Origin of the sequence: Rhizobium sophorae, assembly GCF_013087515.1 — a bacterium.
Lineage (GTDB): Bacteria > Pseudomonadota > Alphaproteobacteria > Rhizobiales > Rhizobiaceae > Rhizobium > Rhizobium sophorae.
In genome coordinates this window covers 74,809-98,787 of record NZ_JABFCN010000051.1, presented here as the reverse complement: position 1 = coordinate 98,787, position 23,979 = coordinate 74,809, and the positions used below count along the sequence as shown (strand labels likewise).

Below are 23,979 nucleotides of genomic sequence, written 5' to 3'. Positions count from 1 at the left end.
AAGGCACGTCCTTCCAGCTTTACGAGGAGCGCCAAGCTGGCGCAATTGATGCGGCCAGAAGCGGCCGATCCTGATAGGAAAACGTCAGATACTGCCAGCCGATTGCCCCCGGGCAAAGGCCCGGCGCGCCGGGCCGAAGAAAAAATCCCACTTCGGGATCCCGAAATTCGCCGCCTTTCGCGGGCTGTCATCCTGGAAAAACATCCAATGATTTCAGGCCCGCAGCCAATTTCGGGTTTCCGAAGTGCTATATAGATTATGGTGAGAGTTTGCTGCCGCCATATCTTGGCCGGATCGTGCGGCTAAGCCTCTAGACTAAGCTGCAGGGAAGTGTCGTGTGCCTCGACGACCTTGGACTTACGTTTTGTTGCCGCACGGCGTGCTGGCTTGGTGGTTTTCGGTTGAGGGTCGGAGCCGAGCTCGTCCGCCTCGGAGCTGGGCAGCAGCAGGCCGGCCCTAGGCGCCGTAGCGGCTACGTCAATGACCGGCTTCGGGGGCGGCATTTCAATGGCCGGTTTGGCAGCTGACACCTCGCGGGCCTTTATAGGCTCGGGGTTGCTGGCTGCGGACGTGGCGTATCGGATCATCGCAAGACTCCATTATGTTCGCTATATGTTCACATTTTGGGGTGAGGGAGTCAATGGAGGCCAGCAATCTCCGGCGGGGACGATCCTGGATCTACAATTCAGCTAGCGCGGCCCTTTCGGACTCAAGCCCATCCTGGAGAGACAATTGTTTCGTGGGGGGATGACGTTTGGAGTTGAGGGGCCGGGCACCTTGCATCGTCATTTCATCGGCGCCGCTGTTGCGGCATCCAGCTCGAACCCCACTCGGTCGTAACAAACTAGTTTGCGTGAACCATCCGCCTGGGTTGCATTGAAGAACATACGGCAAAATCGGCGACCATCGAACTCGGTCACTTCGTCTTCGCTATTTGGAAGCCGAACCCTTTGCAGTTTCGATGTCGTGCCGTCCTCACATACCATGACTTGCAGCGCGGCATTCGGCCGACACTTTGTCTCGGGTCTGTCGTGCCTACGGTAGGTGATCTGCGAGCGTTGAAAGATTATATATGAGTGATCTTCAGAGAAGGCGATAGGTAGGTAGCAGCCTGAAAGAAGGCTCGCGCCTAGTATGACGGCAGGAAGCGTCATGGCCGAACCCAATTGCCTTCGTCTGCTTCGCATATTGCTTACTTCGTCCCAAGTTAGCCATGGGCCGTGAAATCGTAGCACCATAGTGTGGGCCGCTGTAGCAGTCGAGAACGGCCACCCCTTTGAAAGGGTGAATATTCAACAATTTCAAAGGGGATAAAATGGGAATGGTGCCCAGAAGAGGACTCGAACCTCCACACCCTTTCGGGTACCAGCACCTGAAGCTGGCGCGTCTACCAATTCCGCCATCTGGGCGACGGAGAGCGATGTAAGGGGGTGGCTCCTGACTGTCAACTGGGTTTTTGAAGTTTTTCTGACACTTGGCGAGAAAGCTGCCGATCACATGGGCGGGAGTGGCCTGAGACGGGCATAGCGCTCCGGCTGGTCCGCCCTATATAAAGGAAATATCGAAAGGAATGCCTCATGCCCGCTCCTCGCACGCTATTGCTCGCCGGCCTTCTCGCCATTCTCACGCCTGCAGTCGCCGAGGCTGATTCGTTGAAGCTCGGCAAGCCGGGGGTCGGGCCGCTCAACACTGGATCGACGCTTTGCGATTTTCGCGGCTGCTTCGGTTTCGGGCCCCAGCAATGGCATCGTCCCGCCTATGTCCAGCCGAACTACCGGCCGCGCGGTGCGACGGGGCCGACTTATTACCAGCCGGGGGCCGCTGGCCGGCCGCAGCTAACTTATGATCCGCCGCCGGTGCGCCGAGTGCAGCCGAAGCCGCGCGACATGAACAGCCATGCCGCCTGGTGCAGCAATGAGTACCGTTCCTACAATCCGAGGACCGATCGTTTCCTCACTTATGAGGGCATCTACAAGACCTGCCGCTCGCCCTATCGCTGAGCCTTCGTCGTCAGCTTTCCAGCGAGGCGCGGTCGACATGGCCGAGATCCCGGCCGGGCTCGACGATGTCGCGGACCCGCTGTTTCAGCTCCTTCGGCCCGGGAAAGCCGCCGTCGCGCTTGCGCTCCCAGATCAGATCGCCATTGACGCGGATCTCGAAATTGCCGCCGGTGGCGGGGATCAGCGCCACTTCACTGAGGCTGTCGGAAAAGGTATGCAGCAGCTCCTGCGCCATCCAGCTGGCGCGCAGGAGCCAGTTGCATTGGGTGCAGTAGAGGATCGTGACGCGGGCTTTCTCGGTCATGGCAATGTCCTTTCGTTTGCTGAGATTTAAGCCCTGTGGCGTGCGCGCGCAATCGCCCTCGCATGAGCGTCTTGCGCGCCGCCCTCCGCCATGGTCTCTTCCGATGGTCGGCCATACCAGGAAGAGCCTATGCGCGTCGCAGTCATCGAAAACATGAGGAATACCGGCCTCGGTGCACTTGCCGCGGCCCTCGACGAGGCAGGAGCAGAGATCGAGTGGTTCCGGGTGTGGCAGGACGGCATACTGCCGCTAGACATATCCGGCCATGACGCGCTGGTCGTTCTCGGCGGTGAGCAGAGCGCGCTGGATGACGAAACCCACTCCTATCTGCCGGAGCTCGTCCGGCTCACGCGCCGCTTTGGCGATGCCGGCAAGGCCGTGCTCGGCATTTGCCTCGGCAGCCAGATCCTCGCCCGCGCCTATGGCGCCGACAATCTCTTAGGGACTGCCTGCGAATTCGGCTGGCACGGGATCGGCGTCACCGGCGAGGGCCGGGCCGATCCGCTGCTATCGGCGCTTGGCGGCGAATTCACCATCTTCGAATGGCATGCCGATACGTTTTCTCTGCCTGAGGGCGCGGTGCGTCTTGCCTCGAGCGCCGTTGCCGAGAACCAGGCCTTCCGCATCGGCCGCGCCGTTTATGGCACCCAGTTCCATTTCGAGGCCAATTCAGCGGTCGTCGAGCAATGGAAGGCCGAATTCCCCGATACGATCGCGCGCATTGCGCCGGGCTGGCTGGAAAACCATGCCGAACTGGCAGCAAGACATGCCGTTGCCGCCGATGCCGCAGGCCTTGCCATCGCCCGCGCCTGGGTCAGCCTGATCGATCGGCAAGAGGCAGAAACGCTGTCGCAGGCCTCGGCGTGAGGGGTGAGGCGATGCCGGCGAGCGAACGCGAGAAGATGGCGGCAGGCGAATGGTATTGCTGCCTCGATGACGAGCTCGATGTCTTGCGCCGGCAGGCGCGTGCCGCGGTCCACGCGCATAACACGCTGCCGCCGGACGAGCGCGGCGCCGTCGCGCCGGCCCTGCGAGCGCTCTTTGCGCAGGCCACGCCCGATATCTTCATCGAAGCGCCGTTTCACTGCTCCTACGGCATCAATATCACTCTTGGCGAGCGCGTCTATTTCAATGCCGGCTGCACCATCCTCGATTCCGGCCGGGTGACCATCGGCGACCGCAGCATGTTCGGCCCCGGCGTGCAGATCTATTGCGCCGAGCATCACAAAGATCCGGCACTGCGCAGCACAGGCATCGAGATCGCCCGGCCGGTCGTCATCGGCAGTGACGTCTGGATCGGTGGCAGCGCCATCATCCTCGGCGGCGTCGTGATCGGCGACGGTGCGATCGTCGGCGCCGGCGCGGTGGTGACCAGGGATGTGCCGGCCGGCGCAACCATGGTCGGCAATCCGGCCCGCATCCGCTAGAGCAATTCCAGCAAAAGTGCGTAGCGGTTTTGCGTCCGGAATTGCGTGAAAACAAAGAGATAGAGCATTTCCGTGATTCGGAGAAAACGGAAACGCTCTAACGCCGGCAAGGCCGCCATTCCGCGATGACCTCGCCACCTCGACAGCGACGAAAGCTCCACTAGATCAGAAGGCAAACGGGAGGACATCATGAGCGAGCGAACCTTACCCATGGAAGGCGGCTGCCGTTGCGGCCGGGTGCGATTGAAGATCAGCGCCCCGCCACTGCTCACCATGGCCTGCCATTGCACGGGGTGCCAGAAGATGACATCAAGCGCCTATTCGCTGAGTGCGGCCATCCCCAGCGAAGGCTTTGAGGTGATACAGGGCGAGCCGGTCATCGGCGGCCTGCATGGCGTCACGAAGCATTATTTCTGCCCGCATTGCATGAGCTGGATGTTCACCCGGCCGGAAGGCATGGACTGGTTCGTCAATCTGCGCGCGACCATGCTGGATGATCCTAGCTGGTTCACGCCCTTCATCGAGACATGGACGAGCGAGAAACTGTCATTCGCCGAGACCGGGGCGATATACAGCTACGAAGCGCTGCCTGAGATGGACGCGTATGAGGGACTGGTGAAGGAGTATATGGCGCGAAGTTGATCTCAGACGCCCCGGAAGAGAAAGCGCTTGTATGATGCATGACCCGAAACGTGTCATTCCGGACAGTAATTGCGTAGACGATTCATGTCGTGGAGGCGGAGAGAGGTTCAGTCGAAGAAGCCCACATCCTCTTCTCTGAGATATCTCCTGGCCGCTTCGGCGTCGATATCGAGGCCCAGCCCCGGCGCTTCCAGTAGGTCCACCATGCTGTCCTTCACGATCTGCGGCGGCAAGCCGATTACCAGATCGTCCCACCAGGGGTCGGAGGCGGTCGGATATTCGAACGCGATGTAATTGGCAGGCAAGGTGGCGCAGACATTGATCAACGCGCCGAGCCCCAGCAGGCCGTTGGCGGTGCCGTGCGGTGCCATCAGGATCGAGTGCATATAGGCGTGCTCGGCGACCCATTTGAGCTCGGCAATGCCGCCAACGTCGGCTGGATCGGGGCCGATGACGCGTACCGCCTGCGTCTCGATCAGTTCCTTGAAATTGTGCCGCAGGTAGATCTGCTCACCGGTGTGGATTGGCGTCGAGGTGGAGGTTGTCAGTTCCCGATAGGCCTGCGGATTGACCCACGGCACGTAGTCGCCAGTCAGCATGTCCTCGAGCCACATCAAATTGTACTTCTCGACCGCGCGAGCGAACTTGATCGCATCGGGCAGCATCCAGCCCGGGCCGCAGTCGAGCGCCAGGCTGACTTTGTCGCCCAGCACTTCCTTCATCGCGATCACGCAGTCGAGCATGTGATTGAAACCGCGCTCGCTGATCATGCCCTGATCCATGGCGCCGTGATAACCGGCCTTCTTCTGCGTCACGCCGTAGTGGAAGTCCTCGATGGTGTCCTTCATGTTGGAGTGGAAGGAGATTCCTTGCTTGACCATGAAGAAGTTCTGCGGCTGCTCCATCATCCATTTGACGTCAGCGGCGTAATCCTCCGGCCGGTCACCCCTGCGTTTCTGGCGAATCGAGCCATTGTAAACGCGCACCTTGTCCCGCACCTTGCCGCCGAGCAGTTTATAGACGGGCACGCCCGCGGCCTTGCCGGCAATATCCCACAGCGCATGCTCGATAGCGCTCACCGCCGCGCCGTATGGCTTGAAAGAGCCGCGTTGGCGGATCTTCAGCATCACTCTCTCAACGTCGGTCGGGTCCTCGCCGATCAGCGCCTCGCGGAAATGCAGCACAAAGGGCTTGAGGTAGGACTTGGTGAATTCGACTTCACCCAAGCCATAGAGGCCCTCGTCCGTAACGATGCGGACGATCGGGTGTTTGCCGATAACGGCGCAGCGCAGATCAGTGATCTTCATTTTCGTTCCTTTTCGCCTCAGCTCCAGGTGCGATCCCAGGAATATTCATCGTCCCAGTGATCCGTAGGCTGCCAGATGCCGGTGACACCCGGCTGCAGATGCCGCGAGATCACCTCGTCGACGACGTCGTCAATCCCCAGTCCCGGCTTGTCCGGAACAGTGATGAAGCCGTTCTTCACCAGCGGCTTGGGAAGGCCCGTGACGATATCGTCCCACCAGTCGACATCGGCGGAATGGTATTCGAGCGCCATGAAATTTTCGGTCGCCGTCGCGACGTGTGCGGCGGCCATTGCGGCGATTGGACTTTCTGCCATGTGGATAGCCATGGCGACACCATGGTCCTGCGCCATGTCTCCGATCTTCTTGGTCTCGAGGATGCCCCCACTGGTGAGCAGGTCCGGGTGGATAACGGAGACGCCGCCGCTCTTGAGCAGAGGCTCGAAGCCCTCCTTGAGGTATATGTCCTCGCCAGTGCAGATCGGCACCGTGGTGGAGTCCTGCAATTGTCGGTATTGCCCGCTATATTGCCATGGGATCACATCCTCGAGCCAGGCTGGCACGTATTTTTCAATGCGCCTGGCAAGGCGAATGCCGTTCTGCACTGAGATATGGCCGATATGGTCGATGGCGAGCGGCACATCCATGCCGATGACCTCACGAACCTCGGCAATGTATTGCTCAAGGAAGTCGAGGCCCTTGTCGGAAAAGTGGAGGCCGGTAAACGGGTGCGGGACGTTATGCAAATCGTATGTAGCGTTGCGGATGCGCCGCTCTTCAATGGTCTTCAGCGGGCCGCGGCCGGGATGGTCGCGGTAGCCTTCCAGTGAGCCGGCAGGAGACACGACCGCACCGGGCACATCTGCAATCTGCATCAGTCCCAAATCCATCTTGAGGAAGGTGAAGCCGAGCTCCATGCGCTGCTTGAGGCGCTTGCCGGTCTCGGTGCCGCTCGGCACGGTGGCGTCGGTATCGCAGTAGACGCGCACTTTCTCCCGAAACCGGCCGCCGAGCATCTGGTAGATGGGGACGCCGTAGACCTTGCCGGCAAGATCCCACAACGCGATTTCAACCGCCGACACGCCGCCGCCTTGCCGGCCGTGCCCGCCGAACTGCTTGATCCGGCGAAACAGTCGATCGATGTTGCAAGGGTTCTCGCCGAGCAACCGGCTCTTCAGCATCAGCGCGTAGGTGGCGCTGGCGCCGTCGCGCACCTCGCCAAGCCCGACGATGCCCTGGTTGGTGTAAATCTTGAGCAGTACCGAGGTGAACGGCGCGCCGACAATTTCGGCGACCCGCATGTCGGTAATGCGAAGGTCGGACGGCTTGGAATGCGTGTTCACCCGATTGAGCGCCTCGTCGGCTCCATCTGCCTCTGGCATGATTTATCCTCGTTCTGTCGGCGGGGTTCGTCGCCGCGCGCGGCTGCGGCGGCATAGAGCGTCGCTAATCCAGCTCTATCTCGTGGCTTTGAAGGTAGTCGCGGTTCATTTCGACGCCGAGACCAGGCTTGGGCGTAAGCTTAAGGCTGCCGTTCGAAACATCGAGCGGTCTGTCGATGAGGTGATCGTATTTGCCCAGGTTCCACTCCGACGTTTCAAGTTTGTAGAAATTAGGAACGGTCATCATCACCTGCGCTCCCGCAACCACGTTGATCGGTCCTGCGGCGTCATGCGGCGAGACCGGGATGTAATAGGCTTCGCATAGGGCCGAAATCTTCTTGAGTTCGGTAATGCCGCCGGTCCAGGTGACATCAGGCATGATGTAGTCGGCGAGCTTGTTTTCGAGCACAGGCACGAAATCCCATTTCGTGTGGCCGCGCTCGCCCCACGAGATAGCGGCGCTGACCTTCTCACGGACCTGCTTGAGGGCGTTGAGGCTCTCGGGCGGACAGGGCTCCTCGAACCAGTCGATCTGACCGGCTTCCTCGAGGCTCCGGCAGAGGCGAATGGCGGTGGGAACGTCGAACCGGCCATGCGCATCGATGAGGATGTCGACATCAGAGCCCGCCGTTTCGCGGATCAGAGCCGTGAGCTCGGCGGCTTCGCGCTCATCCTTGCGGGTCATGCTGCCATCGAGGTAGCCGTCCCGCTGTTCGCGAGGCTGTCCATCGGCGGTGCGGCCCTGGTGGGGGAAAGGATCGAACTTGAGCGCAGTGTGGCCGGACTCGACGATGTCCAGAATTTCCCGGACCACACCCTCCTTGCTGGTAAATTTGGCCTGGTTGGGATGGGTGTAGAGCGCAATTTCATCGCGTATCGGTCCGCCCATCAGCTCGTAAATCGGCTTACCAAGAACTTTGCCTCGGATGTCCCAAAGGGCTATGTCGATGGCGCTCACGCATTCGACTGCGGCGCCGCGACTGCCCATATAGGTGAAGCTGCGGAATATCTTGTGCCACAGATACTCGATACGCGCCGGGTCCTCGCCCGTCACAGCGGCACCAATCTGTCGCAGGATCGTGCAGAGGGCGCGATTGGCGAGCCTTGTCGTGGTGGTGATCTCTCCCCAGCCGCTCACCCCCTCGTCGGTCGTCACTTCGACGAACAGAAACTCTCCCCAATAGGAAGCATCGGATCTGATGAGCCACGGCCGAACGCTGGTGATTTTCATCTCAACTGCCTTTGCTGAAGTGATCGGGATAATGATATTCCTAGGCCTGTATTCTATCCTGCCCGAGCGGCGCTGCGCGCACGCATGTGTTCGAGGATGTGCCGGCCGGAGCCCTCGACGTGGCGTGCAATGAGTTCGGCTGCCTCGTTCGCATTTCCCGCTTTTACATGCGCGATGAGCTCGCGATGCTCGCTAAGGATCGCGGCCCGCCGGGCGAGCGTGAAGTTGAACCGCCGGCTCACAGCTCGAAGCACTTCGCGATGCTTCCACCAAAGCTCCGCGGCATGGCGGTTGTAGTGCTTTTGGTACATGACGGTGTGAAAGGCGGTGTCCAGCTCGCTGTGCCTCAACGTGTCAGCGAAGTCGTTCTCTTCAATCAGGCCTTGGATGCGTTCGAGTTCAGCAATGTCCTCGACGGTGGCCATATTCACGAACCATCGCGTCAGTGCTGGCTCGATCAAGACTCCGATCTCGTAGATGTCGCGAACAAAATCCTGATCTATGGGCCGCACGCGCGCTCCGCGGTTGGGAACTAAGGTGACAAAGCCCTCCCCGCGCAACAGCTGCAGAGCCTCGCGCACGGGGTTGGTCGAAGTGCCGTGGCGCCGGGCGAGATCGGTGACCACAAGCCGTTCGTTGGCAGCGAGCCGCCCTTCGATGATGTCTTCCCTGATCAGTTGATAAAGCGAGGCACCCTCGCTGGAGGCCCCGATAGCGTCGATTCCTTCGGGTGGCTGTGCTTTAAAATCGCTTGTTTCGGCCAAGGCTGTCCCCAATCAATACATACATTGCTCGGATATCACGCGATGTTTCGGTAAACAATGTACGATTTCGCTAGTTGACAGGCAATCTATGATCTGAAAACGTACGATGAGGTCAAAGGGATACATTGGGTGGAAAGTCCCGCGACCGGAAGGAACGACCGCTCGCCTCGACGCAGAGCGGCATGGGAGAACCTGGAGGATACCCTATGACGAGGATTTCACTCGGCGGTGCCGTCCTGCGCGGCACTGTTTCCACTGCTTTGATGGTATCGCTGATGTCCGCGTCGGCGCTCGGCGCACCGGTCGACTTGAGCAAGTGGTCGCCGCAATATGTGCGCTCCATTGCCGGTACAGAGAACTTTGACACGGCAGCTGATTGTGGCAAGGTCACTCCCCTCGACTACAAGGGGCGACTGACTTTCTGGTATCAGGGCGTGTTCGAGGGCGACCCCGACCTGCTGCGTCAGTATTACAAGGATTTCTTCGCGACCTTTCGCAAGACCTATCCAAACATCCAGCTTGAGGAGCAAGCCCTCACCTATAACGACCTCTTGGACAAGTTCCGCACCGCGCTGCTTGGCAATGCCGCGCCCATGGCGGTCCGCCTGCAAATCCTAGGTGGCACTGAGTTCGCCTCAAAGGGCTATTTGCAGCCTCTGAAGCCGGAGGATGTAGGGTATTCGACGGAGGATTTTTGGCCCGGCGCCATGAAGGCTGTAACCTGGGAAGATGTGACTTACGGCATTCCAACAAACAACGAGACGATGGCGTTCATCTGGAACGCCGACATTTTCAAGCGCGCAGGCCTTGATCCGGACAAGGCCCCAGCAACTTGGGAGGACGTCGTCAAGTATTCCAAGCAGATCCACGACAAGCTCGGCATTGCCGGTTACGGCCTCGTGGCTCGCAAAAATGCCGGCAATACGCCTTACCGCTTCATGCCGCAGCTGTGGGCCTATGGGGGCGGCGTCTTCGATGAGGCCACCGCCGATCCGACCTATAAGGAGGTCGAGCTCGATAGCCCGCAGAGCAAGGCGGCATTGCAAGCCTCCTACGATATGTATGTTCGCGACAAGTCGGTACCGGTTTCGGCGCTGACCAACCAGCAGGCCGACAACCAGCCCCTTTTCCTGGCTGGCCAGCTTGGCATGATGATCTCGCATCCGTCCGATTACGACGTTATGCTCGACCTGCAGAAAAAGGCGACGGACACCGACAAGGAGAAGGCGCAGACCGTTATCGACAATATGCGGTACGGCCTGATCCCGACCGGCCCTGACGGCAAGCGTGCCGTGGTATTTGGCGGTTCAAACATTCACATCCTCAAGCCCGAATATGTGGAGGGCGGCAAGGTAGACGAGCCGGCGGCAAAAGCTATCATCTGCATGTGGACGAGCCCCGAATGGTCACTTAAAATGGCTTATGCCGGCTCGAACCCGGGAAACCTCAACGGCTTCAAGACGAAGTGGATGAAGGAACGTCTGGACAGCATCAAGTTCCTTGATGTCACGACCTCGATGCTGCCTTACGGCATCCCGTTCCCCGCACTGCCACAGGCCCCCGAGATCATGAACATCATCATCCCGGACATGCTCCAGAATGCTTTGACTGGGGCCATGACCGTCGACCAGGCAGCGGACGACGCGGCCAAGAAGGTCAAAGACCTGATGGACGGTGGGCTCTAGTGCAAGTCCGACGATCTGACTGGCTGCGCAGCGATCGCAGCCGGTTTCGTTCCCAAGGATGAGGGCTCTGCACAGTGACGATCTTGACTGCGAAGGCCGAGGTTCCCCGACGAATGCAACCTCGTAGGTCCGGAGTGCTACGAAAGATCTGGGAGCATCGCGCTGACTACGCGTACGTGCTTCCTGCGATCGCCGTCATGCTCATCGTCATAGCCTACCCGATCTATTACACGATCGAGCTGTCGTTCTTCAATACACCGCCTGGCCTGCAGCTTCGGGACAAGATTTTCGTCGGTTTCGACAACTACACTTCCATCCTCAAAAGCCCGGTGTTCTGGACGGTTACCTCGAACACTCTGATCTGGACATTGGGATCGACCATGATCGCGTTTGTCCTGGGGTTCGGTTGCGCCCTCGCACTTCATCGGGACTTTGCCGGCCGCGCCATCCTGCGCGCCGTCCTGATCATTCCATGGGTTATCAGCGCAGTTGCCGCGTCCTATATCTGGAAGTGGATCTACCATTCGGACTTTGGGATCATTGGCGCAGTGTTGGTTGGCCTGGGATTGAGCGACCGGCCACCGAATTTCATCGACAGCGTCAGTACCGTGCTGCCCTCGCTGATCGTCGTGAATATCTGGCGAGAGTTTCCGTTCGCCATGATCATGATGATGGCTGGCCTGCAGACGGTTCCCGACCAGTTGCTGCGCGCCGCAAAAGTCGACGGAGCCAATGCATGGCAGCGGTTCTGGCACGTCACCTTTCCGCACTTGAGAAACGTCTCGACGGTGACGATCCTTCTCTTGGCAGTGGCCAACTTCAATTCTTTCATCATCCCCTGGATCATGACCGGCGGCGGGCCGTCCAACGCATCGCATATCTGGATCACCCACATTTACGAACTCGCTTTCGGCCGCCAGCGCTGGGGGGTGGCATCGGCCTATTCGGTGCTGTTGTTCCTGATCCTGATGTCGCTCGGCTACTTCTACGTTCGTGCGCTGAGCGGCAACGACCAGAAGGGTGGGAGCGAATGAGCACGATTGCCGAGACTGCTTCTCGAGGCCAGGCGCGTCACCGTATGCGCATCGACGGATGGCGGTGGGGCGGACGTATCTTCCTTGTGTTCATGCTGCTTTACACCGCATTGCCGATGATCTGGATGCTGATCACCTCGATCAAGTCCGGCTTCGCGGCCATGCAATTCCCGCCGCAGTGGTGGCCGGATCAACCCACTCTTGCCAGCTACCAGAAGCTGCTCGATCCGCAAAACAGCGTCGGCCAGGACTTCCTTCGTTTCTTCTGGAACAGCCTTTTCGTCTCCACTGCCACGACCATCCTTTCGGTGATCGTGGCGGTTCCTGCGGCCTACGCGTTTTCGCGCTTCACTTTCCCGGGCCGGAACTTTCTGTTCTTCGCCGTCTTGCTTCGCAACATGTTCCCGGCGGTAATCTTTCTCGTGCCGCTCTTCATCCTGATGCGGGCGATCGGGCTGGTGAATACGCATGGGTCGCTCGTCCTCACCTACCTCACATTCGGACTGCCGCTGGCAATTTGGCTCCTCAAGGGCTTCTACGACAATATCCCGGTGCAACTCGAGCAGGCCGCGCGCATCGATGGGGCAACGCGGTTACAGGCCTTTCTCCTGATCGTGATGCCGCTCTCGGCGCCAGGAATTATCGCCACGGCGATCTATTCCTTTATCGGCGCGTGGAACGAGTACATCTACGCCTACACCTTCCTCTCCAAGAACGAGCAGCTGACACTGCCCGTCGGCATTCAGCGCTTCTTCTCAGAAAATACGACGGACTTTCCCGGCCTGATGGCGGCCAGCTTTATGATGAGCGTGCCCGTCGTGGTCCTGTTCCTCGTCCTGCAACGATATTTCGTACGCGCCCTCACTGAGGGCGCAGTCAAGCACTAGGGAGTTGCCGGTGGCCCACGTGGTCCTCAAAGATCTTGTCAAGACCTATGGCAGCTTCAAAGCTGTCAACGATGTTTCGCTGACGGTCAACGACGGCGAATTTGTTGCGCTCGTCGGCCCTTCAGGCTGCGGCAAGACAACCACGCTCAATCTTGTGGCCGGGCTCATCCCCATCACATCTGGCGACATTGTCATTGGCGACCGGGTGGTCAACGACCTCGACCCCAAGGACCGCGACATCGCAATGGTGTTCCAGAACTACGCGCTCTATCCGCAGAAATCTGTCTATAAAAATCTGGCTTTCCCGCTGCAGATGCGCAAACTGCCAAGGGACGAGATTGACAAGAAGGTCAAGGAAGCAGCGCGCGTGCTCGACATGACGCAGCTGCTCGAGCGCAAGCCGCGCGAACTCTCGGGCGGTCAACAGCAGCGCGTCGCCCTGGGCCGTGCCCTCGTTCGCGACCCGGCGGTATTCCTGATGGATGAACCACTGTCCAACCTCGACGCGAAGCTGCGCGTGCAGATGCGGTCGGAAATCAAGCGTTTCCACCAGGACCTCAAGGCGACGATCATCTACGTGACGCACGACCAGCTCGAAGCGGTAACCATGGCCGACAGGATGGCGGTGATGAACGGCGGCTACCTGCAGCAATACGATTCACCGGCGCAGGTCTTTGCCCATCCGGTGAACATGTTCGTCGCCAGCTTCGTCGGCAGCCCGGCAATGAGCCTTGTTCCGCTGGAGGCATCAACGGCAAGCGGCAACACTGTGTTGACGAGTGCGGAAGGCTGGCGCCTCGACCTTTCGCCAATCAACGCGCAGAAGGTCGCGAGGGCAACCACCAAGAAAGTCGTGCTCGGCGCACGTCACTCGACGATCAAGCTGCACAAGAGTGCGGTGCCAGGCAGCATTCCGGCCAAGGCCTACACGGTCGAGCCGACCGGAGACGTCACCTTCGTTCAGGCGTTTTTGTCTGGCGCCATCGTCAACGTCAGCGTGCCGCCGACCATTGCCGTCGCGCCCGACGAACAGATTTGGCTCGAGTTCGATCAGGAGCGGATGCATCTGTTCGACGGCGAAACAGAAATGGCCCTCAAGGCCCACTGAGACAGAGCCGATGCGTGCGAAACGAGGGGCGTGAATGACTACGAAGCTTAGAATCACGGCAATCAAGCCCTATCCGGTATGGGTGGGAACGCGCAACCAGATGCTGGTCAAGGTCGAGACCGACAGCGGCATCTTCGGCTGGGGCGAGAGCGGCTTGAGCGGTCGCGAGAAGGCCGTGGCCGGCGCGATCGAGCACTATCGCGAGTTTCTCATCGGCCGCGATCCGATGCAGATTGGTCGGATTTGGCAAGAAGCCTATCGCAGCCAATACTTCGAAGGCGGGCGCGTTCTGCAGGCGGCAATTTCCGCTATCGACATTGCCCTTCACGACATCAAGGGCAAGGCGCTGGGGGTGCCGGCCTACGAACTGTTGGGCGGCAAGCAGCGCGACCGAATTCCTACCTTCGCCTCGACCGGTGACGAGGCCGAGGGGGATGTTGCCATCGAACGAGCCCGCGAACTACGCGAAGAAGGGTGGCAGGCGATCCGCTTCTTTCCGATCGGGCAAAACAGCAAGGACATCTTTGAACCGCGCCATTCGATCGGCGCGACCGCAACTATGCTGAATAAGGCGCGCGAGGCACTGGGCGACGAGGTCGTCCTCGGCATCGACTATCATCATCGGCTGTCGGTGGCAGAGGCGGCGAGCTTCTGTAACAAGCTCGGCCGTGGCGTGCTTGATTTCCTCGAGGAGCCGATACGAGATGAGACGCCTGAAGCCTACGAATCCCTGCGCACGATGACCGACATCCCCTTTGCCATCGGCGAGGAATTTGCCAGCAAGTGGCAATTCCTGCCCTACGTCGAACGTGGTATCCACCAGTTCAACCGGCTCGACGTTTGCAATGTCGGCGGGCTCACCGAAGCGATGAAGGTCGCCGGTTGGAGCGAGGCGCACTATGTGGACCTGATGCCCCACAATCCCCTTGGCCCGGTCTGCACGGCCGCGACCATCCATCTCGCCGCCGCGGTACCGAATTTCGCCTGGCTCGAGACCAGGGCACCCGAAGCAAAGCTCGGCTTCGATAATTCCGACTTCTTCCCCGTGCAACCCCGGCTCGACGGCCCAGACTATCCTGTCAGCGATCTGCCGGGGCTCGGCGTCGAGGTCAACGAAGAGGCGGTCAAGGCGGAGAGCTTTCGGTTCTGGGAAGCGCCTCACCTGAGGCGCCGCGACGGTTCTGTTACGAACTGGTAGTTCATCCACCGGAGTCCAAAATGACGCATACTCCCGACATTACGCGACCGCCCAAAGATATGATCGACGCATTGAAGGAAATCGGCACCGCGACGGTTGCCGGCACGCTTGGCCACATGGGCTTCCGCAATCCGCACATGGTCGGTCCCGTGCCGCAAAACCGCGGGAAGTCGATCGTCGGACCGGCGCTGACTCTCCAGTTCATGCCGCAGCGGCCGGACCTCTTTACCGAAGGAGAATATGCCGATCCGGAGACGCAGTTGCACCGGCACGTGCTCTATCACGCGCAGGAGGGCGATGTGGTCGTGGTCGACGCGCGCGGCGACATGAGCTCGGGCGTCTTCGGCGATATGATGTCGACCTATTTCAAAGGTAGAGGCGGCGCCGGCATCGTAATCGACGGGTGTATGCGCGACCGGCCCAATGTCGAGAAGCTGGATCTCCCCCTATGGCTACGTGGCTGGACTCCCAACTATCATGTGCAGACCAGCATCTATCCCAATGCCGTCAACGTTCCGATTGCCTGCGGCGGCGTCACGGTAATCCCCGGCGACATAATCGTGGCCGACGATGACGGGGTGGTGGTGCTTCCAGTCGCAATGGCCTCGAAGGTAATCGAAGAGTCGCAAAAGCATCACGATTGGGAGGAGTTCTCGCGAGTGAAGCTTATGGAGGGCGGGTCGTTGCAGCGCTACTATCCGCTGCATGACGATGCCCGCGGAGAGTACGAAGAGTGGCGCGAAACAAACCGCCTGGAGAACCGAAGTTAGCCTATGGATTACCCTAGGCGATGGACGTGAAAGCGCGCTTGCGCTCCGCCTTTATGGCCTGTGCGATACCATCTTCTGCCGCCCGAGATATAATGATCCTCAGTTCGCGCGCCTGGGAGACGAGACCTTCATCAAGTTGAGCCATAACGATCTCCTTGATCTTATGCGCAGATCATCTGCGCATAAGATGCTGTTGAGAGGCGTTATTCGTCGCCCATCTTCAGCGCCGCGATGAAGGCTTCCTGGGGAATCTCCACCTTGCCGAACTGGCGCATGCGCTTCTTGCCGGCCTTCTGCTTGTCAAGCAGCTTGCGCTTGCGGGTGGCGTCGCCGCCGTAGCATTTCGCGGTCACGTCCTTGCGCAGCGCCGAGATCGTCTCGCGGGCAATGACGTTGCCGCCGATCGCCGCCTGGATCGGGATCTTGAACATGTGCTTGGGGATCAGCTCCTTGAGCTTCTCGCACATGTCGCGGCCGCGCTTTTCGGCCGCCGTCCGGTGCACCATCATCGACAGCGCATCGACCGGTTCGCCGTTGACGAGGATCGACATCTTCACCAGGTTGCCCTCGCGGTGGTCGGTGAGCGTATAGTCGAAAGAGGCATAACCCTTCGAGATCGACTTCAGTCGGTCGTAGAAATCGAAGACGACTTCGTTGAGCGGCAGATCGTAGGTCAGCATCGCGCGCGTGCCGACATAGGTAAGCTCGATCTGGATTCCGCGCCGGTCCTGGCAGAGCTTCAGGATGCTGCCGAGATAGTCGTCGGGCGTCAGGATCGTCGCGCGGATCCACGGCTCGTGGATTTCGGAGATCTTCACCACATCGGGCATGTCGGCCGGGTTGTGCAACTCACGCTCCGTGCCGTCGGTCATGTACATTTTGTAGACGACCGAGGGTGCGGTGGCGATGAGGTCGAGGTCGAACTCGCGCTCCAGCCGTTCCTGGATGATTTCGAGATGCAGCAGGCCGAGGAAGCCGCAGCGGAAGCCGAAGCCGAGGGCGGCGGACGATTCCATTTCGAAGGAGAAGGAAGCGTCGTTGAGGCGAAGCTTGCCCATGGCGGCGCGCAGATCCTCGAAATCGGCGGCATCGACCGGGAAGAGACCGCAGAACACCACCGGCTGGGCCGGCTTGAAGCCCGGCAGCGCCTGGGCCGTCGGCCGCTTGTCCTCGGTGATCGTATCGCCGACGCGGGTATCGGCCACTTCCTTGATCGAAGCGGTGATGAAGCCGATCTCGCCGGGGCCGAGGCGGTCGATATTGACCATCTTCGGCGTCAGCACGCCGACGCGCTCCACCTGGTATTTCGCATCTGTGCCCATCATCCGTACCGTCTGGCCCTTGGTCAACACGCCGTCGATGACGCGCACGAGGACCATGACGCCGAGATAGGCGTCGTACCAGCTGTCGACGAGCAGCGCCTTCAGCGGCGCCTTTTCGCCGCCTGGGCTCTTCGGCGCCGGCAGCTTGTGGACGATCGCTTCCAGCACATCGGGAATGCCAAGGCCGGTCTTTGCCGAAATCAGCACGGCCTCCGAAGCGTCGATGCCGATCACTTCCTCGATCTGTTCCTTGATGCGGTCGGGTTCGGCGGCCGGCAGGTCGATCTTGTTGAGGACAGTGACGATCTCGTGGTTGTTGTCGATCGCCTGGTAGACGTTGGCGAGCGTCTGCGCTTCGACGCCCTGGCTGGCATCGACAACGAGCAGCGAGCCCTCGCAGGCCGACAGCGATCGTGAGACTTCATAGGCGAAGTCGACGTGGCCGGGTGTGTCGATCAGGTTGAGAATGTATTTCTCGCCGTTGTTCGCCTGGTAATGCAGGCGCACGGTCTGGGCCTTGATGGTGATGCCGCGCTCGCGCTCGATGTCCATATTGTCGAGCACCTGCTCGGACATTTCGCGCTCGGCAAGGCCGCCCGTCGTCTGGATCAGGCGGTCGGCCAGCGTCGATTTGCCGTGGTCGATATGGGCCACGATCGAAAAGTTGCGGATATGGGACAGCGGAGTGGTGGAATTGGTGCTCATGCGCGCCATATAGCAGCGCCGCCCCCTGCCGCAAAGCGGTAATTATCCTGCTGTTTACGCTATTTCGTCCTGTGCCGGGCGCGTATCAGACCGGCCACGTCTCCAGCCGCCAGGCCGAATCCCAGAACATCCATTCATATTGCGAGGCGCGCACGAAGACATCGGTCATCTGCGCCCGCTCCACCGGCGATGCGGCACGGGCGGCGATGTCGGTCAGCGCGATCACTTCGCGGGCACCGGCGGCAAATTGCGGATCGCCATAGGTATTGATCCAGGCCTGGAAGGCATTGCCCTCGATAACAGGCCGGTTCTTGATCGCTTCGCCGACGTGCCAGTAGATCCAGAAGCAGGGAAGGATGGAAGACAGCGCCACCGCGTAGGAGCTGTGATAGGCGGTGGCAAGCAGGAAGTTCGTATAGGCAAAGCCGGCAGGCGAGGGCTCGGCTGATGCAACATCGGCGGAGCTGATGCCGAATTGGGTGAGGAAGCCGGCATGCAGGCCCTGCTCGACGGTGATCGCCTTCTGCGCCGAACCGAGGAAGCGCAGGACCTGCGCATTGTCGGGCGCCTTGGCCGCGACGATCGCAAGGCATCGCGCATAATGCTTGAGATAGAGCGCGTCCTGCAGGATGTAGTGCCGAAAAACCTCCGGCGGCAGTGTGCCATCCGAAAGCTGCTGCAGCAGCGGCAAGGCTTCGATTTCAGCCATGATCGGAGCGATCCTGTCCCAGGCGGCAGCCGTGAAGCTTCCTGTCAGTTCCGTGCTCTGCGTGCTGGCGTCCATTACTCTCTCCTCGGATTACGCCGCCATATATGGACGGTGCAGCGGCGAAAGCAAGGCGCGTTTGGTCGCTTTTCGCAGGCACTTGATTCCATCATCGGATAATGCATTTCTCCTATAGTAGAATAATGGGACTGGGAAATGGAACCGGAACTCGAACAGGCGATCGGCATCCGCATCCGCACGCTGAGGCAGGAAAAGGCTCTGACGCTCGATGATCTTGCGGCGGCCTCCGGTGTCAGCCGGGCGATGATCTCGCGCATCGAGCGGGCGGAGGCGAGCCCGACCGCGTCGCTGCTGGCAAGGATCTGCGCAGCACTTGGTCTGTCGCTGTCGGCCTTCTTTGCGGAAGAGGGGCAGGCCTCGCCGCTCGCCCGTCGGCAGGAACAGCAGGTCTGGCGCGATCCGGAGACGGGATATATGCGCCGGTCTGTTTCGCCCCCAGGCACGGCCTCCGATGTCGATATCGTCGAGGTCGAATTCCCCCCTGGCGCCCGCGTCAGCTTCCCCCCGCATGCGAGCGCCCATGGCATGACGCAGCATATCTGGCTGTTCGACGGCGAGCTGGAGATGACGGCGGGTGAGGTGGTTTACCGGCTGCGGCCTGGCGATTGCCTCTTCATGCCCGTCGGCGAGGGTCACGTCTTCCATAATCCCGGCAATATGCCCGCGCGCTATTGCGTCGTGCTCGATCGCGGTGGCCGCTAACAATATTCTGAGGAGAACAGCATGCCCGACATTCGTATCCTTTCCGCCGAGGAGGCCCGCGCCGCCGTTCCGGCCCTTTCGCAAGTGCTTGCCGATTGCGTCGCGGGTGGCGCCTCCGTCGGCTTCATGCAGCCCTATGGGCCTGAAGATGCCGAGCCCTATTGGCGCGATGTCGCCGATGCCGTCGCTGCGGGCGGCAGCCTGCTGCTGGTTGCCGAACTCGACGGCAGGATCGTCGGCACGGTGCAGGTGGGGGCCGCGCAGATGCCGAACCAGCCGCACCGCGGCGACCTGAAGAAGCTGCTGGTACACCGCTCCGCCCGCGGCAAGGGCCTCGCCAGGCTGCTGATGGAGGCTGCCGAGCGCGAGGCGGCAAGCCGCGGCAAGACCCTGCTCGTGCTCGACACGGCCACCGGCAGCGATGCCGAGGCGATCTATCCGCGCCTGGGCTGGCAGCGTGTCGGTGTCATCCCCGATTATGCGCTGTGGCCGGAAGGCGGCTTCTGCGCCACCACCCTGTTCTACAAGCGGCTCACTTGATTGCGCCGGCCCGCTCAGGCCGACTTGGCCAAGACCGGAAGCGCGCCGCCGAGCGTCGCGCCCGCCGTCCACTGCGCGGCATTCCAGCCGAATTGCCGCGCCGCTTCGATATTCACCGCCATATCGTCGATGAAGGCGATTTCGCCGGGCAGCACGCCGGCCCGCTCGGTCGCCAGCCGGAAGAAGTCAGAGGAAGGCTTGCTGTGTCCGAGTGCTGCAGAATAGATGATGTCGTCGAAATGCGCGCTAAGGCCGATCTGCTCCATCAGATAGCGTGCCCGCCTATGCTCCTGGTTGGTCGCCAGCAAGAGAGTGATGCCGCTTTGCCTGAGAGCCGCGAGTTCTTCGAGCAGATTGAGATCGAGGCGGGAATCGTTTTCGAACCAGTAGTCGATCAGTGTTTCGACGCTGAGGTGGGGCGCGATCTTTGCGAGAACGCCGGCGAGCCTCGGCTCCAGTGCCTCGCGCCCGATGATGATATCGCGCCAGTGGATCTGAAAGAACTCCTGCTGCAGCAGGTCGACACGCAGGCCGAGATCGCGCTCAAGATGGGTGAAATGAGGCAGGCCATCCACTGGACGACCATGAATGAGCACGCCGTCGACATCGACCATCAGCACTTTCATGCGGAAAATTTCCTGGTTCTCAAAACACCGACGAAGGTGGCGGCATTATTCCAGACGATCAAGGGCCTGCACCGCTTTTTTGTCAGGGCCGAGCCGTGTAAATCTCCATTGGCAATCAAAGGCAGGATCTGAAATGCGCGTCATCTATTCCGAAGACCATAAGCTGCGCGATGCCAGGACCGAGCTGCACGCCGGCCAGCTGGTGACGCCTTTCGAGGCGCCGTTTCGCGCCGAATGGATTCTGGCGGCGGTCAAGGAGGCGGGCTTTACCGATGTCGTGGCACCCGATGCACACGGGTTGGAAACGGCGCTAAAAGTGCATGATCCCGCCTATCTGGATTTTCTTGCCACCGTGTGGGACCGCTGGGTGGCGGCCGGTTTTACGGGCGAGGCGATCGCCAATTCCTTCGCCGTTCGCCGCACCAGCCAGCGCGTGCCCGACAATATCGTCGGCGCGATCGGCCACTACGCCAATGCCGCCGATACCTCGATCACCAAGGGTTCCTACGCGGCGGCGATCGCCTCCATGCGCTGCGCGATATCAGGCGCTGACTGGCTGAATACCGGCAATCGTTTCGCCTTCGCGCTCTGCCGCCCGCCCGGCCACCATGCCGGCATCGATCTCTTCGGCGGCTATTGTTTCATCAACAATTCAGGTGTCGCGGCGCAGCGGCTGCTCGACCATGGTGCGAGGAAAGTCGCCGTGCTGGATGTCGATTTCCATCATGGCAACGGTACGCAGGATCTCTTCTATCACAGAGGCGATGTCTTCACCGCATCGCTGCATGGCGATCCCATGCATGCCTTTCCCTATTTCCTCGGCCATGCCGACGAGGAAGGCGAGGGGGAGGGCACAGGCGCCAACCGCAACTATCCGATGCTCCCGGGCACGCCTTGGGATGTCTGGTCTTCGGCCCTTGCCGATGCGCTCACCCGCATCAAGGCCTTCGGCGCGGAGGCGATCGTCGTGGCACTCGGCGTCGATACCTTCGAGCGCGACCCGATCTCCTTCTTCAGCCTCACCTCCGACGATTTCACCCGCATGGGCGCGATGATCGCTTCCGCCGGCCTGCCGGTGCTCGCTTGCATGGAGGGCGGCTACGGCGTGCCGGAGATCGGCCTCAACGTCGCCAATGTCCTCAAGGGTCTGGAAGCCTGATCCCTGCCGATGACCGACGAGACCGTTCCATCCGACATTCCGACATCACGCATGCTGAGCTGGGCGCGCAACTCCACCGTCTATCGCCTCGAGCGGCGGATGATGACGGAAAAGCAGCTCTTTGACGCCATCTCCCGCAAGGCCAAGGAGAAATTCGATGGTATCAGTGCGGCGCAACTCAAGGCCATCGCCGATTTCGCGGTCAAATTTGCCTATGACAACAAGGTGCTCGACGATCACGCCTATGCGGAGATCAGCACGCGCTCGGCCGTGCGCGGCGGTAAATCGAAGCGGGCGATCGCCCAGAAGCTTGCTGCCAAGGGCGTCTCCAGCGACAAGGTCGAGGCGGCACTTGAGGAGGCTGACGATCTCTATGCCGCAGCGATTTTTGCCCGCAAACGCGCCTTCGGTCCCTTCCGCCGGGTCGAGCTCGACGAAAAACGGAAGGCGAAAGAGCTTTCGGCCTTCGCTCGCAACGGCTTTAGTTTAGACATCGGCAGGAAGGTCTTCGACATGAGCTTCGAAGATGCCGAAGAGGTCATCCTCGCGGGCCGTCTGTGATATTGCATCAAGGGTTTTGCGGTCCGGTTTGCGCTAATGGCTGCCCCTCACCCTAATCTTAGCGGGGTCGAGCCACTCGCCTCGACCCGTCCTTTGGACCCCCGTAAACGGGAAGAGGGGACGTGCCCTGCGAGCGGTAGGAGAGGTACGGAGAGGGCGCGGCATATCCCCTTCGCCCCGCCAGCGGGGAGAAGGTGCCGGCAGGCGGATGAGGGGTTCGCCGGCCGTTCCTTGGCGCCTCAGCATCAGCGCTCTTGATCCCGGCATGAAAAGTTTGAATTTGGCCCTCCCCCGTCTTCGGCTTAGAACCGCGCCAGGATCGGGGGCCACATGGACATCAAGAATATCGAGAGTGGGACGGACGGCGCGGCCTTGATTGCGCAGCCGGGCGTATCGCCGACTTCGGGCGGCTTGGCGGCCGGTATCGCCATGTGCCTGATGTCGATGTCTTCGATCCAGTTCGGGGCGGCACTGTCTTCGTCAGCCATTGCGACCTATGGCGTTGCCGGCGCTACCTGGCTGCGGCTTGCTTTCGCGGCGATCATCCTTGCCGCCGTCGTCAGGCCTTCGGTGCTGCGTTATAGCGGCGCCCAATGGCGGGCGACGTTGCTGCTCGGCACGACGACGGCTGCCATGACGCTGTGCTTCTTCGCGGCGATTCAGCGGCTGCCGCTCGGCCTGGCGATCGCCATCGATTTCCTCGGGCCGCTCTCGGTCGCCGTCTTTGGCTATGGCCTGAGCTGGCGACTTACCTGGCCGTTGATCGCTGCAGCCGGCATTCTCTTCCTCGCCCATGACGGCGAAGGCTGGGTCGGCAATCTCTCAGGCGTCCTCTTCGCTCTCGGCTCGGCTGTGGGATGGGCGGTCTATATCCTGCTAACGAAAAAGGTCGGCGCTGCCTTCAAGGGGCTGGAAGGTCTCTCCATGTCGCTGCTCGCCGCCGGCCTCGTCGCAACCCCCTTCGGTCTTGCCGAGACAGGGGGCGCCTTCACGCTGAAGGGGTTGGCGGAGATTCTCGGCCTTGCCATCCTCGTGCCGCTCCTGCCCTATGCGCTGGAAATGGTGGCGCTGCGGCGCATGCCGGCGGCATCCTTCGGCATCCTGATGAGCCTCGAACCGGCGCTCGGCGCGCTCGCCGGTTTTCTGATCCTCGCCCAGCCGATGACCGCGCTGCAGATGCTGGGTACGGCGCTCGTCGTGGCGGCCAGTGTCGGCGCCACCGCCTCGGCGGAAAAGGCCTGAGATCAGGCGGGTTTGCGCGCGGGATCGTCGAGCGCCGGATTGTAGAACAGCGACAGTGTCAAGCTTTTGGCGATCCGCTCCGCCGTTGCCATGAACCAGGCCTTAGCCTCCGGTGACGGGGCGACATCGTCGAGCGTTGCGGCAAACAGCGACAGCCATTTCGGAAAGAGATCCGGCGTCAGGTTCTGGACGCCCGTATGCGCCTGCACCGGCTTGCCGCCATAGGCGCCGCTGCGGAAGGCGACGGCCGACCAGAAGTCGTTCATCTTCGCCATATGCTCCGGCCAGCGACCGGACAGCCTGGCGTCGAACACCGGGCCGAGATCGGGATGCGTTAGCACGCGTGCGTAAAAGGTCTCGACCAGCCTGTCGATGAAGGCCGCGTCCACGCCCATCGCCTGCATTTCGGCCTCCGCCCTTTCGCGGATCGCCGCGACATGGGCAGGGCGGCCCTGAATGTCATTGTCCATTCCAAATCCCCGGCGCCGCGTGATGCGGCGCCCTCTCATATAGGTGTTTATGGCGGCGCGCCAAAGTCGTCCGCGCCGCTTGCGGCAATCTGTCAGCGGGCTTGCTCGCGCACTTGACCGTCATCATTG

The 23,979-nt window shown here is 60.9% G+C and carries 25 protein-coding genes, 1 tRNA gene and 1 pseudogene; 15 read left to right on the top strand and 12 right to left on the bottom strand.

Features of this window, described 5'->3' with window-relative positions:
• Nucleotides 1–302: 302 nt before the first annotated feature.
• Both G9X64_RS37170 and G9X64_RS28975 read right to left on the bottom strand, forming a co-directional pair.
• On the bottom strand, nt 303–587 hold the full coding sequence (locus tag G9X64_RS37170) for a poly(hydroxyalkanoate) granule-associated protein (protein WP_168308081.1): 285 nt from the start codon (nt 585–587) through the stop codon (nt 303–305).
• 735 nt (nt 588–1,322) lie between these two features.
• Nucleotides 1,323–1,409, bottom strand: a tRNA-Leu gene (locus G9X64_RS28975).
• Between the two features lie 168 nt (nt 1,410–1,577).
• On the opposite strand from G9X64_RS28975, the gene G9X64_RS28970 reads away from it, so the two are divergent.
• Nucleotides 1,578–2,000 carry a BA14K family protein gene (locus G9X64_RS28970; RefSeq protein ID WP_168314707.1) on the top strand — a complete coding sequence of 141 codons (423 nt, stop codon included), beginning with the start codon at nt 1,578–1,580 and terminating at the stop codon, nt 1,998–2,000.
• Nucleotides 2,001–2,010: 10 nt separating this feature from the next.
• On the opposite strand, the gene G9X64_RS28965 is transcribed toward G9X64_RS28970, so the two are convergent.
• Nucleotides 2,011–2,304 carry an Rdx family protein gene (locus G9X64_RS28965; RefSeq protein ID WP_171377885.1) on the bottom strand — a complete coding sequence of 98 codons (294 nt, stop codon included), beginning with the start codon at nt 2,302–2,304 and terminating at the stop codon, nt 2,011–2,013.
• A gap of 90 nt (nt 2,305–2,394) precedes the next feature.
• Here G9X64_RS28965 and G9X64_RS28960 point away from each other — a divergent pair, with 90 nt between their 5' ends.
• The 3 genes from G9X64_RS28960 to G9X64_RS28950 all read left to right on the top strand — a co-directional run bounded on the left by G9X64_RS28960 (nt 2,395) and on the right by G9X64_RS28950 (nt 4,373).
• The gene (locus tag G9X64_RS28960; RefSeq protein WP_171377884.1) at nt 2,395–3,171 is read left to right on the top strand and encodes a type 1 glutamine amidotransferase; all 777 of its coding nucleotides are present in this window, start codon (nt 2,395–2,397) and stop codon (nt 3,169–3,171) included.
• A gap of 11 nt (nt 3,172–3,182) precedes the next feature.
• Complete coding sequence (locus tag G9X64_RS28955; RefSeq protein WP_168314705.1) at nt 3,183–3,731, top strand: sugar O-acetyltransferase; 549 nt, start codon at nt 3,183–3,185, stop codon at nt 3,729–3,731.
• Nucleotides 3,732–3,920: 189 nt separating this feature from the next.
• Nucleotides 3,921–4,373, top strand: coding sequence for a GFA family protein (locus G9X64_RS28950; RefSeq protein ID WP_168308076.1), 453 nt, complete (start codon nt 3,921–3,923; stop codon nt 4,371–4,373).
• 107 nt (nt 4,374–4,480) lie between these two features.
• Here G9X64_RS28950 and G9X64_RS28945 read toward each other — a convergent pair whose 3' ends face one another.
• The 4 genes from G9X64_RS28945 to G9X64_RS28930 form a co-directional block, all read right to left on the bottom strand.
• Nucleotides 4,481–5,680, bottom strand: coding sequence for a mandelate racemase/muconate lactonizing enzyme family protein (locus G9X64_RS28945; RefSeq protein ID WP_171377883.1), 1,200 nt, complete (start codon nt 5,678–5,680; stop codon nt 4,481–4,483).
• Between the two features lie 17 nt (nt 5,681–5,697).
• Entirely contained in the window at nt 5,698–7,059 is a 1,362-nt protein-coding gene (locus G9X64_RS28940) for a mandelate racemase/muconate lactonizing enzyme family protein (protein ID WP_171377882.1), read from the bottom strand.
• Between the two features lie 64 nt (nt 7,060–7,123).
• Nucleotides 7,124–8,290 (bottom strand): mandelate racemase/muconate lactonizing enzyme family protein, encoded by a 1,167-nt coding sequence (locus G9X64_RS28935; protein ID WP_171377881.1) that lies wholly within the window; start codon nt 8,288–8,290, stop codon nt 7,124–7,126.
• 53 nt (nt 8,291–8,343) lie between these two features.
• Complete coding sequence (locus G9X64_RS28930) at nt 8,344–9,054, bottom strand: GntR family transcriptional regulator (RefSeq protein ID WP_168308072.1); 711 nt, start codon at nt 9,052–9,054, stop codon at nt 8,344–8,346.
• A gap of 206 nt (nt 9,055–9,260) precedes the next feature.
• Between G9X64_RS28930 and G9X64_RS28925 the strand changes: the two genes are divergently transcribed.
• From G9X64_RS28925 to G9X64_RS28900, 6 genes are all read left to right on the top strand, one after another.
• Complete coding sequence (locus G9X64_RS28925; RefSeq protein ID WP_168308108.1) at nt 9,261–10,739, top strand: ABC transporter substrate-binding protein; 1,479 nt, start codon at nt 9,261–9,263, stop codon at nt 10,737–10,739.
• Nucleotides 10,740–10,813: 74 nt separating this feature from the next.
• Nucleotides 10,814–11,773: a carbohydrate ABC transporter permease gene (locus G9X64_RS28920; RefSeq protein WP_168308071.1), complete on the top strand. Its 960-nt coding sequence runs from the start codon at nt 10,814–10,816 to the stop codon at nt 11,771–11,773.
• Complete coding sequence (locus G9X64_RS28915) at nt 11,770–12,660, top strand: carbohydrate ABC transporter permease (protein ID WP_131645200.1); 891 nt, start codon at nt 11,770–11,772, stop codon at nt 12,658–12,660. The genes G9X64_RS28920 and G9X64_RS28915 overlap by 4 nt, the downstream gene beginning before the upstream one ends.
• A 10-nt stretch (nt 12,661–12,670) precedes the next feature.
• Nucleotides 12,671–13,768 carry an ABC transporter ATP-binding protein gene (locus tag G9X64_RS28910; RefSeq protein ID WP_168308069.1) on the top strand — a complete coding sequence of 366 codons (1,098 nt, stop codon included), beginning with the start codon at nt 12,671–12,673 and terminating at the stop codon, nt 13,766–13,768.
• A 34-nt stretch (nt 13,769–13,802) separates the two neighbouring features.
• On the top strand, nt 13,803–14,966 hold the full coding sequence (locus G9X64_RS28905; RefSeq protein ID WP_171377880.1) for a mandelate racemase/muconate lactonizing enzyme family protein: 1,164 nt from the start codon (nt 13,803–13,805) through the stop codon (nt 14,964–14,966).
• A 20-nt stretch (nt 14,967–14,986) separates the two neighbouring features.
• Nucleotides 14,987–15,736, top strand: a complete 750-nt coding sequence (locus G9X64_RS28900; RefSeq protein ID WP_168308067.1) for a ribonuclease activity regulator RraA — start codon at nt 14,987–14,989, stop codon at nt 15,734–15,736.
• A 34-nt stretch (nt 15,737–15,770) separates the two neighbouring features.
• On the opposite strand, the pseudogene G9X64_RS28895 reads toward G9X64_RS28900, so the two are convergent.
• The 3 genes and pseudogenes from G9X64_RS28895 to tenA all read right to left on the bottom strand — a co-directional run.
• Nucleotides 15,771–15,881 (bottom strand): annotated as a pseudogene (locus G9X64_RS28895) (type II toxin-antitoxin system CcdA family antitoxin); the annotation flags it as partial.
• Between the two features lie 58 nt (nt 15,882–15,939).
• The gene (gene lepA / locus G9X64_RS28890; RefSeq protein ID WP_017962846.1) at nt 15,940–17,772 is read right to left on the bottom strand and encodes a translation elongation factor 4; all 1,833 of its coding nucleotides are present in this window, start codon (nt 17,770–17,772) and stop codon (nt 15,940–15,942) included.
• 76 nt (nt 17,773–17,848) lie between these two features.
• On the bottom strand, nt 17,849–18,547 hold the full coding sequence (gene tenA, locus G9X64_RS28885; protein WP_171377878.1) for a thiaminase II: 699 nt from the start codon (nt 18,545–18,547) through the stop codon (nt 17,849–17,851).
• A gap of 138 nt (nt 18,548–18,685) precedes the next feature.
• Here tenA and G9X64_RS28880 point away from each other — a divergent pair, with 138 nt between their 5' ends.
• Nucleotides 18,686–19,252 carry a helix-turn-helix domain-containing protein gene (locus G9X64_RS28880; RefSeq protein ID WP_171377877.1) on the top strand — a complete coding sequence of 189 codons (567 nt, stop codon included), beginning with the start codon at nt 18,686–18,688 and terminating at the stop codon, nt 19,250–19,252.
• Nucleotides 19,253–19,273: 21 nt separating this feature from the next.
• Nucleotides 19,274–19,792: a GNAT family N-acetyltransferase gene (locus tag G9X64_RS28875; RefSeq protein WP_171377876.1), complete on the top strand. Its 519-nt coding sequence runs from the start codon at nt 19,274–19,276 to the stop codon at nt 19,790–19,792.
• 14 nt (nt 19,793–19,806) lie between these two features.
• Here G9X64_RS28875 and G9X64_RS28870 read toward each other — a convergent pair whose 3' ends face one another.
• A complete protein-coding gene (locus tag G9X64_RS28870; protein WP_171377875.1) occupies nt 19,807–20,418 on the bottom strand; it encodes an HAD-IA family hydrolase in 612 nt (203 codons plus the stop codon).
• A 133-nt stretch (nt 20,419–20,551) separates the two neighbouring features.
• Here G9X64_RS28870 and G9X64_RS28865 point away from each other — a divergent pair, with 133 nt between their 5' ends.
• The 3 genes from G9X64_RS28865 (at nt 20,552) to G9X64_RS28855 (ending at nt 23,380) form a co-directional block, all read left to right on the top strand.
• On the top strand, nt 20,552–21,577 hold the full coding sequence (locus tag G9X64_RS28865) for a histone deacetylase family protein (RefSeq protein WP_171377874.1): 1,026 nt from the start codon (nt 20,552–20,554) through the stop codon (nt 21,575–21,577).
• A 9-nt stretch (nt 21,578–21,586) separates the two neighbouring features.
• Nucleotides 21,587–22,138 carry a recombination regulator RecX gene (gene recX / locus G9X64_RS28860; RefSeq protein WP_171377873.1) on the top strand — a complete coding sequence of 184 codons (552 nt, stop codon included), beginning with the start codon at nt 21,587–21,589 and terminating at the stop codon, nt 22,136–22,138.
• Nucleotides 22,139–22,468: 330 nt separating this feature from the next.
• Nucleotides 22,469–23,380: an EamA family transporter gene (locus G9X64_RS28855; protein ID WP_171377872.1), complete on the top strand. Its 912-nt coding sequence runs from the start codon at nt 22,469–22,471 to the stop codon at nt 23,378–23,380.
• Nucleotides 23,381–23,382: 2 nt separating this feature from the next.
• Here the strand turns inward: G9X64_RS28855 and G9X64_RS28850 are convergent, their stop codons facing one another.
• Nucleotides 23,383–23,850 (bottom strand): group III truncated hemoglobin, encoded by a 468-nt coding sequence (locus tag G9X64_RS28850; protein WP_171377871.1) that lies wholly within the window; start codon nt 23,848–23,850, stop codon nt 23,383–23,385.
• Nucleotides 23,851–23,979: the final 129 nt, after the last annotated feature.

What these genes read in the sequence shown, in the direction of transcription:
- G9X64_RS28875 (WP_171377876.1), top strand. Translation starts at nt 19,274, where the DNA reads ATGCCCGACATTCGTATCCTTTCCGCCGAGGAGGCCCGCGCCGCCGTT.
- G9X64_RS37170 (WP_168308081.1), bottom strand. Translation starts at nt 587, where the DNA reads ATGATCCGATACGCCACGTCCGCAGCCAGCAACCCCGAGCCTATAAAG.
- G9X64_RS28935 (WP_171377881.1), bottom strand. Translation starts at nt 8,290, where the DNA reads ATGAAAATCACCAGCGTTCGGCCGTGGCTCATCAGATCCGATGCTTCC.
- G9X64_RS28865 (WP_171377874.1), top strand. Translation starts at nt 20,552, where the DNA reads ATGCGCGTCATCTATTCCGAAGACCATAAGCTGCGCGATGCCAGGACC.
- lepA (WP_017962846.1), bottom strand. Translation starts at nt 17,772, where the DNA reads ATGGCGCGCATGAGCACCAATTCCACCACTCCGCTGTCCCATATCCGC.
- G9X64_RS28915 (WP_131645200.1), top strand. Translation starts at nt 11,770, where the DNA reads ATGAGCACGATTGCCGAGACTGCTTCTCGAGGCCAGGCGCGTCACCGT.
- G9X64_RS28965 (WP_171377885.1), bottom strand. Translation starts at nt 2,304, where the DNA reads ATGACCGAGAAAGCCCGCGTCACGATCCTCTACTGCACCCAATGCAAC.
- G9X64_RS28970 (WP_168314707.1), top strand. Translation starts at nt 1,578, where the DNA reads ATGCCCGCTCCTCGCACGCTATTGCTCGCCGGCCTTCTCGCCATTCTC.
- G9X64_RS28900 (WP_168308067.1), top strand. Translation starts at nt 14,987, where the DNA reads ATGACGCATACTCCCGACATTACGCGACCGCCCAAAGATATGATCGAC.
- G9X64_RS28880 (WP_171377877.1), top strand. Translation starts at nt 18,686, where the DNA reads ATGGAACCGGAACTCGAACAGGCGATCGGCATCCGCATCCGCACGCTG.
- recX (WP_171377873.1), top strand. Translation starts at nt 21,587, where the DNA reads ATGACCGACGAGACCGTTCCATCCGACATTCCGACATCACGCATGCTG.
- tenA (WP_171377878.1), bottom strand. Translation starts at nt 18,547, where the DNA reads ATGGACGCCAGCACGCAGAGCACGGAACTGACAGGAAGCTTCACGGCT.
- G9X64_RS28905 (WP_171377880.1), top strand. Translation starts at nt 13,803, where the DNA reads ATGACTACGAAGCTTAGAATCACGGCAATCAAGCCCTATCCGGTATGG.
- G9X64_RS28945 (WP_171377883.1), bottom strand. Translation starts at nt 5,680, where the DNA reads ATGAAGATCACTGATCTGCGCTGCGCCGTTATCGGCAAACACCCGATC.
- G9X64_RS28950 (WP_168308076.1), top strand. Translation starts at nt 3,921, where the DNA reads ATGAGCGAGCGAACCTTACCCATGGAAGGCGGCTGCCGTTGCGGCCGG.
- G9X64_RS28870 (WP_171377875.1), bottom strand. Translation starts at nt 20,418, where the DNA reads ATGAAAGTGCTGATGGTCGATGTCGACGGCGTGCTCATTCATGGTCGT.
- G9X64_RS28960 (WP_171377884.1), top strand. Translation starts at nt 2,395, where the DNA reads ATGGTCTCTTCCGATGGTCGGCCATACCAGGAAGAGCCTATGCGCGTC.
- G9X64_RS28925 (WP_168308108.1), top strand. Translation starts at nt 9,261, where the DNA reads ATGACGAGGATTTCACTCGGCGGTGCCGTCCTGCGCGGCACTGTTTCC.
- G9X64_RS28940 (WP_171377882.1), bottom strand. Translation starts at nt 7,059, where the DNA reads ATGCCAGAGGCAGATGGAGCCGACGAGGCGCTCAATCGGGTGAACACG.
- G9X64_RS28850 (WP_171377871.1), bottom strand. Translation starts at nt 23,850, where the DNA reads ATGGACAATGACATTCAGGGCCGCCCTGCCCATGTCGCGGCGATCCGC.
- G9X64_RS28855 (WP_171377872.1), top strand. Translation starts at nt 22,469, where the DNA reads ATGGACATCAAGAATATCGAGAGTGGGACGGACGGCGCGGCCTTGATT.
- G9X64_RS28955 (WP_168314705.1), top strand. Translation starts at nt 3,183, where the DNA reads ATGCCGGCGAGCGAACGCGAGAAGATGGCGGCAGGCGAATGGTATTGC.